This window comes from Providencia sp. PROV_01 (genome assembly GCF_053098325.1).
In genome coordinates this window covers 2791750-2804926 of the sequence record NZ_JBRFKD010000002.1, presented here as the reverse complement: position 1 = coordinate 2804926, position 13177 = coordinate 2791750, and the positions used below count along the sequence as shown (strand labels likewise).

The following is a 13177-nucleotide window of genomic DNA, read 5'->3' as shown; positions in this document are numbered from 1 at the left end:
TGAAAAGCAAAGAAAAGCATTTATACTGTCAGTTTATTGCCTTTAGATGCTATCAAACCGCGAATCACGTAATGCTTCTTTGACGCGCTTCAAGTTATCTCTAAATTTTTCACCTCTTCTTAACGTAAAACCCGTTGTTAATACGTCAATGACTGCGAGCTGAGCCATTCTTGATACCATCGGCATGTAGATATCTGTATCTTCAGGCACATCAATAATGATAGGTAGGGTAGCGGCTTGGGATAGCGGAGAGTTTTCTGAGGTAATTGCTATGACGGTGGCATCGTTTTCCCTTGCTAAACGAGCCATATCAACTAATGCTTTTGTTCTTCCCGTATGGGAAATGAGCACAATAACGTCTCCTTCAGTACTATTGATACAGCTCATACGCTGCATGACAATATCATCGAAGTATATGACAGGAATATTAAAGCGGAAAAATTTATTCATTGCGTCGTGGGCGACGGCAGCAGAGGCACCAAAGCCAAAAAAACTGATTTTTCGTGCTTGGGTTAATAAATCAACTGCACGGTTAATTGCACTAATATCGAGCGTGTGTTTCACATTATCTAACCCGGCCATAGCCGATTCGAAAATTTTGTGAGTATAGGTATTTACTGTGTCAGTTTCTTCTATATGGCGATTGATGTAAGGGGTTCCATTGGCTAAGTTTTGTGCTAATCGTAATTTAAAATCAGGGAATCCTTTCGTGCCCATTTTCCGACAAAAGCGGTTTACTGTTGGTTCGCTAACATCTGCTAATTGCGCTAGAGTGGCGATACTAAGATGAATGGCATTTTGTGGCATACCTAAAATAACCTCAGCCACCTTTTTTTCTGATTTACTTAAAAAATCGAGACTTGTTTTCATTTGTTCTAAAATATTCATATAGCAAAAGCGCCTATTTCATCGAAAGGAGAAATTTGTGAGTCATCACGTTATCCTATTGTTGATTTTTAATTTCTTGTCGTGATGCTGTAATAGAGAGTGAAAATATACTATGTAAGATATGTAAGCTATCTGAATGCAGGTGATAACTAGCAGCTTTTTGTGAAACTTTGACCCGTATCTAATTTTCAGATTAGTAAACATCCTACATATTTTGTTATTTTTTTACGGAAGCTGTCTCCATTCAGTTAAATCGCATCTTTTTAATACACTAAAAATTATTCAGTGTGTAACATAAGAGCAAACAGGGAATATGTTGTTTTTTTCATCATAAAAACTGTGATCGGTATCATGAAGATTTACTGGGCACTAGCAACAGGGTACATTAGCGGAATTAGGGCTAATTTTAACAAAATTACAATAAGGCCTATCCTAGTTAGGTCTTACATTCCGCAAATTGAGGAGAACCAATATGGCGGTACATAATGCTGCTCAAGCTTGTGACTTAATTATTTTTGGCACCAAGGGAGACCTCGCTCGTCGTAAGCTGTTGCCATCGCTTTATCAGTTAGAGAAAGCAGGTTACATTCATCCAGACACGCGTATTATTGGTGTCGGTCGAGCTGAATGGAGTCAAGATGATTATGTCCACTTTGTCAAAGAAGCGTTAGATAAGTTCTTAAAAGAAGATCTCGATTCAGCATTGTGGGAAAAATTGAGCTCTCGCTTGGATTTTTGTAACTTAGACGTTAACCAGACTGAAAGTTTTGTGCGTTTAGCTGAAATGTTAAAACAAGATGCACAACCGGCTATCCATTACTTTGCCATGCCACCGAGCACCTTTGGTGCAATGTGCCAAGGACTGGGTCATGCTAAATTAAATAAAAAGCCAAATCGTGTTGTCATGGAAAAACCACTGGGAACGGATTTAGCGTCATCACAAGAAATTAATAATGAAGTGGCCAAGTATTTTGATGAAAGCCAAGTTTATCGTATTGACCACTATCTTGGTAAAGAAACAGTTTTAAATTTACTCGCACTGCGTTTTGCAAACTCGTTATTTATCAATAACTGGGACAACCGCACTATCGATCATGTCCAGATCACAGTTGCAGAAGAAGTGGGAATCGAAGGTCGTTGGGGTTATTTCGATCAAGCAGGCCAAATGCGTGATATGGTGCAAAACCACTTATTGCAAATCTTAACGATGATTGCGATGTCACCACCGGCAGATTTAACTACTGACCGTATTCGTGATGAAAAAGTGAAAGTCTTACGTTCTTTACGTCGCATTGACCATACTAATGTGCGTGAAAAGGCTGTACGTGGGCAATATACCTCTGGTTTTGTTCAGGGCAAAAAAGTCCCTGGATATCTAGAGGAAGAGGGGGCGAATAAGCAAAGTATGACTGAGTCATTCGTTGCTTTGCGTGTTGATATTGATGACTGGCGTTGGGCGGGCGTGCCTTTCTATTTACGTACAGGGAAACGCCTACCGGCTAAATGTTCAGAAGTTGTGGTTTATTTTAAAAAGCCCGCGTTAAATATTTTCTCGGAAAGTTATCAAGATCTACCTCAGAATAAATTAACTATTCGTTTGCAGCCAGACGAAGGGATTGATATTGAAATTATGAATAAGGCACCAGGCCTTGATCATAAACACCGTTTACAAACCACTAAATTGGATTTAAGTTTCTCCGAAACTTTCAACCAAACTCACCTTGCTGACGCCTATGAACGTTTATTGCTTGAAGCAATGCGCGGCATTCAAGCACTGTTTGTTCGCCGTGATGAAGTAGAAGAAGCATGGAAATTTGTTGATTCTATTATAGATGCATGGGCAATGGACAATGAAGCGCCTAAACCATACCAGGCAGGGACTTGGGGGCCGATTGCATCTGTAGCGATGATTGCTCGTGATGGTCGTTCGTGGAATGAGTTCGAATAAAATTATCAATACTTGAAATATTAGACGGTGTATTGACTAAAATGGCGGGATAATCCCGCCATTTCTCTATGCTTGTTATATCGTGTTATATCGTGGTTTAAAGAATCAATTCACTACGTCCTGTAGCAGCCATGTGAATAATCGCTTGTTCGATGCGTAAACACGCCATTTTAGCGGCATCAGGAACGGACAGCCCAGCTAATAATTGTGCGGTGAGTTCTGCACCAAATAAATCCCCCGTTCCTTTTGGCGTGACAGGGTAACGTTTGTGGCGGATCACGGCCACGTCATCTTTGGTAACACAGACCACTTCGATATTATCATCATCAGGCTGGAAAGCACTTGTGATGATTACCCACTGTGTATTTCCTTTCAATAAGCTGCGGGCTGCAGTTGTTGCATCATCCAAATTATTAACTTGTTTGCCACTTAAGGTCATGAGCTCGAATTTGTTTGGAATAATTCCTGTTGCTAAAGGTATGACTTTATCACGGTAGACCTCGGCAATTTCAGGGGGAATATAAAAACCACTGTCCTCATCCCCCATGACTGGGTCAACAATAACCGGCAGTGCAGCTCGTTCTTTGCGGACGAGGGTTAACCAGTCAGCTAAGTCTTGAGCTTTTTCTGGGGAGCCTAGATAACCAGTCAAAATAGCTCTTACAGAATCTAAACTACCACGTTCAACAAAACCGTTTAAATAACCACGAAACCACTCTCCAGGTAACTCCCCACCATAGCAAGTGGTATAATGAGGAGTATTACTCAGTACTACGGTAGGGACTGCAGCTACTCGTAAACCTTGTTTTGTCAACGCTGGAACGGCAATGCTATTCCCAACGCTGCCATAAATAACTTGCGACTGAATTGATACGACATCATAAGGTAATGGTGTTGCATCTGCGGCATTTTGGAAACTATTGGAGGTAAGGCTAAAGGTATTCATGGCACTCTCTTCGGCATATTACAATCATATGGCTACTATAAGAAGCTTGTTCAATCAGGTTGTCAATGTTAAAAATCGAATAGTATATTTTAGGTGTGATGAGAGTATAAAAAGTGGAATAAAGAGATTTTTTTATAAAATAATTCCAATGAAAAATTTATCGTTGCCGCTTGTTTATTCGTATAATTGTTGATAGTTCAAGGGTTGATTAGCATATAAATGAATAGTTATTCATATTTTATTCAATGCAAAAAATGTTTATATTCATTGACTTAATAAAGTTGGCATGCTAAAAATAAGCTGAAATTAACTATCAACATGAGGGTTCGGAGTAAATTGGGTAGATGTCTACCTGATGAAAAGAATAAGATATCATGCTTAGCTCAACTAGCGGCAAGATCAGCAAGTCCCAAAAAAGAACGACACACAGGCTTTTCCTTTCAGCTATCCTTTCCAGTGAACACTACTGGTGTGGTGCATTATAGCGTCTCTCTCGATTATTCATTTCGCTGAATAAACTCAGCAACACCTTGTTATTTATTTGAATTTTCAACAATCGCGCAATAGTAATTTGTCTATTTGTTCTGTACAAAAAACAGGCTATTACGTGGCTGTACATAGAGAGATATTATAATGATTTACTGGATATTTTTAGTATTAGCTATCGTTGCAGAGGTTATCGGTACATTATCAATGAAACATGCCAGCGTTAGTGGTGATTTCACCGGTATGGTGGTGATGTATGTCATGATAGCAACATCATACATTTTGCTTGCCATTGCAGTTAAAAAAGTGGCATTAGGTGTCGCCTATGCACTCTGGGAAGGTATTGGCATTCTTTTTATCACAACATTTAGTGTCATGTGGTTTGGAGAATCACTATCACCGATGAAAATAGGTGGATTAGTATTACTGATCACCGGTATTGGGTTGATTAAATCAGGCACCAAAAAAGCCACCGTTCGTCAATCTGCACAGAAAGTAAAACAAGTTACACAAAACGCGGTCAATGCTGCCAAAACAAATGCTTTAGTTGGACGCGAAGCTAAGTCGGAGGCGTAATATGGCGAGTCATTTTGAATGGTGGCATGCTGCGTTTTTGATCCTAGCCGTAATATTAGAAATCGCAGCTAACATTTTGTTAAAAATGTCGAATGGATTTAAACGATATTGGATAGGTATTCTCTCCCTAATTGCGGTACTCGGAGCCTTCAGTGCATTAGCGCAAGCTGTAAAAGGAATCGAACTTTCAATTGCTTATGCATTATGGGGAGCATTCGGTATTATCGCGACAGTAGCAGCAGGTTGGATTCTTTTCAATCAACGGCTAAATTATAAAGGCTGGGGGGGAATTGTGTTGCTGTTGCTGGGGATGGTACTTATTAAGATGTCATAATGCTCATCATATTTTGCGTTGTCGCGTTGTTGGCTGCATTCGTTAACCCTAGTCACATACTTTTGTATGCCCCAAGGGATTAACTCACTTGCCGCCTAGCGACATCACAAACTATTTAGAGCATGGATGGGCGCTAATAATTGGCGCCCATTTTTATGCAAAGCAAAACCTGTCTAATCAATCAATTGCTGCAACAATCTTAATTTCAACTTTATATTCTGGCTTCATCAACAATGCTTGGACAGTACAGCGGACAGGCGCACTTCCAGCAACAACCCAAGCATCCCATGCTTGGTTCATACCAGCAAAATCGGCTTTATCAGCAAGAAAAATGGTGGCATCAAGAATTTTACTTTTGTCTGAACCAACACGTTCAAGCATGACATCAATTGCCGCGAGCGTGTTTGCTGTTTGAGCAACAATATCAGCGTCAAGGTTTTCAGGCACACTGGTGTAGTAAATTACATTATTGTGAATAACAGCTTCAGACCAACGATTATCCGGGTCAATACGTTTGATAGTCATAATTATTCCTTATTATACATGTGGCTCAAGAATAACAGTTTGTAGGCTGGATGAAAATCAGTTGTTCAAGGGGATAATAATTACCTCAGCAGGGTTAATAAACTCATGGTAAAGTGTGTCCTCATTATTACTAATAAATAGGTCTTGTAGTGCACGACGATTTTTCTGCGGATGGCTTTTTAGCCAGAACAATTCCCGGTTTTCAGCCTCGAGAAGCACAAGTTACGATGTCGAACGCAGTAACTGGGTCGATTGAGCAGCAGCATGTGCTGGTGGCGGAAGCCGGTACTGGAACAGGAAAAACTTATGCTTATTTAGTTCCTGCATTGCGTAGTGGAAAAAAAGTCATTGTTTCTACGGGGTCAAAAGCCTTACAAGATCAACTGTATCACCGGGACTTACCGACAATTATTGATGCCATGGGTTACACTGGGCGTACAGCCTTGTTAAAGGGGCGATCAAATTATTTATGCTTAGAGCGATTAGACCAACAGTCCCTCGGTGGTGGTAGTCTTGAACCTGAAATATTGTCAGCGGTAGTGAGGCTACGCAGTTGGTCAATTGAATCTGAGTTAGGTGATACGAGTACCTGCCATGATATCGCTGAAGACAGCCCAGTTTGGCCGTTAGTGACGAGTACCAATGATAATTGTCTCGGCAGCGACTGCCCACGTTACCAAGACTGTTTTGTCTTAAAAGCACGTCGTAAAGCCTTAGAAGCGGATATTGTTGTTGTAAATCACCATTTATTTATGGCTGATAGAGTCGTGAAAGACACGGGTTTTGGTGAGCTAATTCCCCAAGCAGAAGTCATGATTTTTGATGAAGCGCACCAAATTCCAGATATCGCCAGCCAATATTTTGGTCAGCAACTTAGCAGTCGTCAACTACTTGATCTTGCACGCGATATGATTATGGCCTATCGAACTGAGATAAAAGACCAAGTGCAACTACAAAAAAGTGCAGATAGGCTCACGCAAAGTACACTGGATTTCCGGCTCAATTTGGGGGAAAACAGTTTTCGTGGTAATTTACGTGATTTACTAAAACGCCCTGAAGTGCAAAGAGCATTGACATTACTTGATGATTCTCTTGAACTTTGTTACGAAGTGATTAAAACCACTTTAGGCCGATCACAGAGCTTAGACTCAATTTTTGAGCGCGTCACTATTTACCGAAATCGTTTGAATCGTTTAAAAGATGTGACGATTGCGGGTTACAGTTATTGGTTTGAAAGTTATGGTCGCCATTTTTTACTGGCGCTAACCCCCTTAACGGTTGCAGATAAATTCAGCGAAATGATTGCAAGTACGCCAGGCAGTTGGGTTTTCACATCAGCAACTTTGTCGGTAAATGAAAAATTAAGTCACTTCACTGACCGTTTAGGTTTAGTCAGTGCAAAAACGTTATTATTAGCCAGCCCATTTGATTATCAAAGCCAAACCTTATTATGTGTTCCCCGTTTTTTACCCGAGCTCAATCAACGAGGTCTAGCACAAAAATTAGCAACAATGCTACGACCTATGATTGAAAAAAATCAGGGGCGCTGTTTCTTTTTATGTACATCGCACCTGATGATGCGTGAATTGGCCGAAGAGTTTAAATCCTCATTGACATTACCCGTCTTAATGCAAGGGGAAAGCAGTAAAAATAAACTGTTATCCCAATTCATTTCAGCAGGGAATGCCGTTTTAGTTGCTACCAGTAGTTTTTGGGAAGGGGTTGATGTGCGAGGTGATGAACTGACTTGTGTCATTATCGATAAACTCCCATTTACTGCGCCGGATGACCCATTATTAAGAGCGCGTATCGAAGATTGTGAATTACGAGGCGGAGACCCTTTTTCTGATGTTCAATTACCAGATGCCGTGATTACTTTAAAACAAGGTGTCGGGCGGTTAATTCGTGATACCAGTGACTATGGTGTCATCGTTATTTGTGATAACCGCTTAGTGACACGTCCTTATGGTGAGGTTTTTTTACGTAGCCTTCCGCCATCACCGCGAACAAGAAGTATACAAAAAGCAATTGCATTTCTTGAAGAGAAAAGACAAGAAGTTAATAGAACGAGGTAAATCCCACCTTGTTTTTCTGCTATTCCTACGGCCGTTTATGTTAATATAATCGGCATCTTTCAATTAGAAACTATTAATTTGCCGGAGTTTAGGCATGTCGAGTCGTATTCTTGCTGTTGATACAGCAACAGAAGCCTGTTCAGTCGCACTTTGGTGTGAAGGTGATATTATTTCTCGTTTTGCGGTTTCTCCCCGTGAGCACACGCAAAAAATCTTACCCATGGTTGAGGACGTTCTTGCGCAAGCCGGAATGGGGTTAAATCAGTTAGATGCATTAGCTTTCGGGCGAGGCCCAGGAAGTTTCACCGGGGTTCGTATTGGTGTTGGTATCGCACAAGGGTTAGCATTAGGAGCTAATTTACCCATGATTGGCGTTTCCTCTTTAATGACACTTGCCGAAGGCGCCTTTCGTATAGCGGGGCATAAACAGGTATTAGTGGCTATTGATGCACGGATGTCAGAAATTTATTGTGCCCAATATCAGCGAACATCTGAAGGTCACTGGTTAGGTGAAGAAACCGAAGCTGTTCTACTTCCCGATGATTTTAAAAATAAATTTACTGGGCTTTCAGGGGCTTGGAGTTATGCAGGAACTGGATGGGAAGCGTATCCTTCATTGCTGAATGACTCAGCTTCATTGTCCAATAGCCATATTACGCTGCCTGATGCGCAAGATATGTTACCCATTGCTGCGCAATTATGGCAACAGGGAAAAGTGGTTGCCGTTGAAAACGTCGAACCTACTTACCTACGTAATGAAGTTACATGGAAAAAATTGCCTGGTCGTGAATAATACATGGGAAATTAATTGATTTGAATTGGCTATATCACGTGATATAGCCAATTTTTTATATTAAACAGAAAATAAATCCAATATTGAATAATAAAAATACGAATCGAATCATTCAATAATTTAGGATATTATTAGGGTGTAATAGAATTCTTATGGCTACTTTTAACATATCGTGTTTTGTTTGCTAAATGCTATTTAAAACTGTATTACCTGAATTTATAATGTCGCTAATCGGAGGTGGTCTATGAACATTGAATTAAACTGCCGTAATGCACTTAAAGGCCTTTTTGTTGCAAGCATATTAGCACTGACAGGGTGTGTTTCGATACCTGCTTCAATTCAAGGTTAGGTGCAAAACCCAACAGATAACTTAACATCCGTACAAAATGCTCCTGAAATGTATATTGGGCAGGAGGCACGTTTTGGCGGGAAAGTGCTTGCAGTTAAAAATGAAACAGCAAGAACACGTTTAGAAATTGCGGTGATGGCATTAAATAAATATGATGCTGCGCCAGAACTCAATTCCCCTTCTATTGGGCGTATTTATGCGTACCTAAATGGTTTTCGTGAACCAAGTGATTTTACTAACCGTTATATTACTGTGGTGGGGAAAATCACTGGGGAGCAACAAGGAAAAGTAGGGCAAGTTCCTTATAAGTATGTCACGTTAGATGTAACAGGTTTCCAACGCTGGAATGTTGCACAAAGTGTCATGCTTCCGCCATCTGGCCCGTGGGGTTATGGTTATTATGGTGACCCGTATTTTTATAACCACCCGTGGGGCTATGGTTATGGATACGGTTATCCTGGAGGCCCAGTACCCGTACAAACGTATCTAACAGAATAATGATTATCTTTCTTTATTTAAAAGCCCTGCTTATAGCGGGGCTTTTTTGTTGATATAGAAAAGATTATCTAAATAAGCGCTAACAGATGAAAGTGCGTAATAAAAACATTAACTAAAATTTAGTTTCAATAAAAATGACTTTAGTTAACGTAATAGGTTAAATCCTTTCTTAAGTGACTAGATAAGCTCTCCAAAAACAACGTAACATCATGTATAATTACGCAATCTTGTACAGATTTATATCTGTTTAACTAATTTAAGACAAACAAGGCGGCTTAGTCCGCCTTGTTTTTTCTTGAAGGAACAAAATTTATTTAGTGATAGACCTCTCAACCTTGACATTGTCTGTTTTTCAAACTGGTACGCTGAGTTAATAATTTGTTAAAAGAGATGTTGAGTATAATAACTTCACTAAATTCAGGAGTAACATTTTGGAAAAAATCTGGCTAAAAAATTACCCTGCTGATGTGCCGGAAGAAATCAATCCTGATAGCTTCGCTTCTCTAGCAGAGTTACTTGAAAATGCGGTTTCTCAATTTGCCGACCAACCTGCTTTCATTAACATGGGGGCGGTGATGACTTATCGGAAACTTGAAGAGAGAAGTCGCGCTTTTGCTGCCTACTTACAAAATGGACTTGGCCTTAAAAAAGGGGATCGTGTCGCATTAATGATGCCAAACCTATTACAATATCCGATTGCTTTATTTGGGATATTACGAGCAGGGATGGTTGTAGTAAATGTTAATCCACTCTATACCCCAAGAGAGTTAGAGCATCAATTGAATGATAGCGGTGCAACAGCGATTGTTATTGTATCGAATTTTGCGCATACACTGGAAAAAATTGTTTTCAATACCAAAGTGAAACACGTCATTTTAACGCGTATGGGTGACCAACTTTCACGTCCTAAAGCCACAATCGTTGATTTTGTAGTTAAGTATGTCAAACGCTTAGTCCCTAAATATAATTTACCAGACGCCATTTCCTTTCGCCGCGCTATGCATTATGGCTATCGTATGCAGTACATTAAGCCTAACATTACCGGTGATGACTTGGCCTTTTTGCAATATACCGGTGGAACAACCGGTGTTGCTAAAGGGGCGATGTTAACTCATCGCAACATGTTAGCAAATATTGAGCAAGCAAGAGCGGCTTACGGGCCTGTACTGAAATTTGGGGCTGAATTTGTTGTCACTGCTTTACCGCTGTATCACGTTTTCGCTTTGACAGTTAACTGCTTACTATTTATTACGGTGGGGGGAGTTAACTTATTGATTACCAACCCTAGAGATGTACCTGACACCGTAAAACAACTAGGACGTTATCCCGTTACGTCAATTACTGGTGTTAACACGTTATTTAATGCGTGGCTGCATAATGAAGAGTTCAAAAAGTTGGATTTTTCACGTTTACGCCTTTCAGTTGGAGGCGGAATGCCCGTTCAAAAAGCCGTTGCAGAAAAATGGCAGAAGCTGACAGGGAAACATTTACTCGAGGGGTATGGGTTAACAGAATGTGCACCACTAGTAACGGGTAATCCTTATAATTTAACCAGTTATAGTGGAAGCATTGGTTTACCTGTTCCGTCAACAGATGTTAAATTCCTTGATGACGACGGCAACGAAGTCGCTATTGGTGAGCCTGGCGAAATGTGGGTAAAAGGTCCACAAGTCATGAAAGGGTATTGGAACCGGCCTGATTCTACCGCGGACACGATAGTGGATGGTTGGTTAGCGACGGGGGATATCGCAGAAATAGATAGCGAAGGTTATATTCGTATTGTTGATCGCAAAAAAGATATGATCATCGTTTCAGGTTTTAACGTTTATCCAAATGAAATTGAAGATGTTATTTCGGCACATCCAGACGTTATAGAATGTGCCGCAATTGGCGTACCAAGTGAAAGTACGGGTGAAGCGGTTAAAGTTTTCGTTGTAACGAAAAATGCGAATTTAACGGGTGATGAGCTAAAAACCTTTTGCCGTCGTTCATTAACCGCGTATAAAGTACCTAAGATATTTGAATTTCGTGATGAATTACCAAAATCTAATGTGGGTAAAATTTTGCGTAAAGACCTACGTGATGAAGAAAAATTGCAAAGAGAAAAATCACCAGTATGATTGTGGTTTAGTCTTAAACAAAGAATAGATGACGCCGGTTTTAACCGGCGTCATTGTGATGAAAATAAAAAAGAGAAACTTGTTTTGAATTATCGTTTAGTAACTACAGATAGTGAATTAGCCCAAGTATGCCAAGAGGCTAGTAATGCACCATGGCTCGCTTTGGATACCGAGTTTGTTCGTACCCGAACATATTACCCACAACTAGGTTTGCTACAGCTATATGATGGAAAGCAAGTTTCGTTAATTGACCCATTATTAATCACGGATTTTAGCCCATTTAAAGCACTTTTAACCAACCCAGAGCAACTAAAATTTTTACATGCGGGGAGTGAAGACCTCGAAGTGTTTATGCATGATTTCGATTGTGTACCTGAGCCGATGATCGACACACAAGTTGTGGCTGCATTTTTAGGTTACCCAATTTCTTGTGGTTTTGCGTCATTGGTTGCTGAACATTTAGGCATTGAGCTCGACAAAAGTGAATCACGGACAGACTGGCTCGCGCGTCCGCTAAGCGAAAAACAGTGTGATTATGCAGCGGCGGATGTACTTTATTTGCTACCATTAGCTGAAATTTTAATGGGAAAAGTGACTGAAGCAGGCTATTTGGAAGATGCAAAAGATGAGTGCCAACGTGTTGTGGCTCGTCGGCAAAAAACACTAAAGCCAGAAAAAGCCTACATGAATATCCATAATGCGTGGCAACTACGTGATGAACAGCTTGCTTGCCTACAATTATTAGCACAATGGCGTTTAAACCAAGCTAAAGCACGTGATATGGCGGTTAATTTTGTAGTGAAAGAAGAGCACCTGTGGAAAGTAGCCCGCTATTTACCAGGCTCTCTTGGTGAACTCGATGCACTTGGTTTAACGGGGCAAGAAATTCGTTGCCATGGTAAGCGTTTATTAGCGATTGTCGAACAAGCAAAACAACTTGATGAAAGCCAATACCCAACACCGGTGGCGAATATTACTGAACAGAGCCAATACAAAAGCGTGTTTAAAGAAATTAAAGCAGTGGTTAAAGATATTGCTGAAAACGAAAAATTTAATGCAGAATTATTGGCCTCTAGACGGCAAATTAACCAATTACTGTCTATTCATTGGGGGTTAAAGTCTTCAGCTACACCTCCTGAGCTATTGGCTGGTTGGCGAGGGCGATTACTCGCTGAGCCCATAGCAAAGCTCTTAGCAAGCGTATAGCATATTATGAGGTACAAGAAGAGTACTTCTTGTATCTCATTTAAATAACCTAGTTTACTTTCTCCACCTGTATTTCATTTATATTTATTGTTTGTCAATATATTTATAAAAATATACGTTTTATTTATTAATCAATATATTTATTTTACTTTTATCCAATAATTGTAATTACTCTTAAAAATACAATTAATTCTAAATTGGAACTATAATAAATAAAATTAGATATTATAGGGTTTTTAATTAACTGTTTAAAAAATAAAAGATTATTTTTTCTTATTGCCTAATAATAAAAAATTGAATTATATCCCTCTCATTTGTAAATAAAAATCATTTGCATATACTCAATCTCGAACATTAAAGGAAAGCATAAACTTTTATTTAATGTGTCTTTTTAAAAAACTACCTAATTCAAACTTCTATTGAAAAGGACGCG

Annotated in this window: 10 protein-coding genes and 1 pseudogene; 8 read left to right on the top strand and 3 right to left on the bottom strand. The window is 39.8% G+C overall.

Annotated elements, in window-relative coordinates; translation table 11 throughout:
• Window positions 1-42 precede the first annotated feature (42 nt).
• Window positions 43-888, bottom strand: a complete 846-nt coding sequence (locus ACU696_RS13615; RefSeq protein WP_004910703.1) for a MurR/RpiR family transcriptional regulator — start codon at window positions 886-888, stop codon at window positions 43-45.
• Window positions 889-1360: 472 nt separating this feature from the next.
• Here ACU696_RS13615 and zwf point away from each other — a divergent pair, with 472 nt between their 5' ends.
• A complete protein-coding gene (zwf, locus tag ACU696_RS13610) occupies window positions 1361-2836 on the top strand; it encodes a glucose-6-phosphate dehydrogenase (protein WP_004910705.1) in 1476 nt (491 codons plus the stop codon).
• Between the two features lie 97 nt (window positions 2837-2933).
• On the opposite strand, the gene pdxK is transcribed toward zwf, so the two are convergent.
• Complete coding sequence (gene pdxK / locus ACU696_RS13605) at window positions 2934-3782, bottom strand: pyridoxine/pyridoxal/pyridoxamine kinase (RefSeq protein WP_004910707.1); 849 nt, start codon at window positions 3780-3782, stop codon at window positions 2934-2936.
• Window positions 3783-4415: 633 nt separating this feature from the next.
• On the opposite strand from pdxK, the gene mdtJ reads away from it, so the two are divergent.
• Together mdtJ and mdtI are read left to right on the top strand one after the other, a co-directional pair.
• Window positions 4416-4844, top strand: a complete 429-nt coding sequence (gene mdtJ / locus ACU696_RS13600; RefSeq protein WP_004910709.1) for a multidrug/spermidine efflux SMR transporter subunit MdtJ — start codon at window positions 4416-4418, stop codon at window positions 4842-4844.
• Window position 4845: 1 nt separating this feature from the next.
• Window positions 4846-5178 carry a multidrug/spermidine efflux SMR transporter subunit MdtI gene (gene mdtI, locus ACU696_RS13595; protein WP_004254980.1) on the top strand — a complete coding sequence of 111 codons (333 nt, stop codon included), beginning with the start codon at window positions 4846-4848 and terminating at the stop codon, window positions 5176-5178.
• Window positions 5179-5355: 177 nt separating this feature from the next.
• Here mdtI and ACU696_RS13590 read toward each other — a convergent pair whose 3' ends face one another.
• Complete coding sequence (locus ACU696_RS13590; protein ID WP_004254978.1) at window positions 5356-5703, bottom strand: RidA family protein; 348 nt, start codon at window positions 5701-5703, stop codon at window positions 5356-5358.
• 149 nt (window positions 5704-5852) lie between these two features.
• On the opposite strand from ACU696_RS13590, the gene ACU696_RS13585 reads away from it, so the two are divergent.
• The 5 genes and pseudogenes from ACU696_RS13585 (at window position 5853) to rnd (ending at window position 12744) form a co-directional block, all read left to right on the top strand.
• On the top strand, window positions 5853-7778 hold the full coding sequence (locus ACU696_RS13585) for an ATP-dependent DNA helicase (protein ID WP_209101458.1): 1926 nt from the start codon (window positions 5853-5855) through the stop codon (window positions 7776-7778).
• 94 nt (window positions 7779-7872) lie between these two features.
• Window positions 7873-8571, top strand: coding sequence for a tRNA (adenosine(37)-N6)-threonylcarbamoyltransferase complex dimerization subunit type 1 TsaB (tsaB, locus tag ACU696_RS13580; RefSeq protein ID WP_164528886.1), 699 nt, complete (start codon window positions 7873-7875; stop codon window positions 8569-8571).
• 244 nt (window positions 8572-8815) lie between these two features.
• A pseudogene (locus ACU696_RS13575) lies at window positions 8816-9418 on the top strand (Slp family lipoprotein).
• A gap of 431 nt (window positions 9419-9849) precedes the next feature.
• On the top strand, window positions 9850-11538 hold the full coding sequence (gene fadD, locus ACU696_RS13570) for a long-chain-fatty-acid--CoA ligase FadD (RefSeq protein ID WP_004910720.1): 1689 nt from the start codon (window positions 9850-9852) through the stop codon (window positions 11536-11538).
• 84 nt (window positions 11539-11622) lie between these two features.
• Entirely contained in the window at window positions 11623-12744 is a 1122-nt protein-coding gene (gene rnd, locus ACU696_RS13565; protein ID WP_004910722.1) for a ribonuclease D, read from the top strand.
• Window positions 12745-13177: the final 433 nt, after the last annotated feature.

Coding starts and splice junctions, on each gene's coding strand:
- mdtI (WP_004254980.1), top strand. CDS start 4,846: ATGGCGAGTCATTTTGAATGGTGGCATGCTGCGTTTTTGATCCTAGCC.
- tsaB (WP_164528886.1), top strand. CDS start 7,873: ATGTCGAGTCGTATTCTTGCTGTTGATACAGCAACAGAAGCCTGTTCA.
- zwf (WP_004910705.1), top strand. CDS start 1,361: ATGGCGGTACATAATGCTGCTCAAGCTTGTGACTTAATTATTTTTGGC.
- ACU696_RS13590 (WP_004254978.1), bottom strand. CDS start 5,703: ATGACTATCAAACGTATTGACCCGGATAATCGTTGGTCTGAAGCTGTT.
- mdtJ (WP_004910709.1), top strand. CDS start 4,416: ATGATTTACTGGATATTTTTAGTATTAGCTATCGTTGCAGAGGTTATC.
- ACU696_RS13615 (WP_004910703.1), bottom strand. CDS start 888: ATGAATATTTTAGAACAAATGAAAACAAGTCTCGATTTTTTAAGTAAA.
- pdxK (WP_004910707.1), bottom strand. CDS start 3,782: ATGAATACCTTTAGCCTTACCTCCAATAGTTTCCAAAATGCCGCAGAT.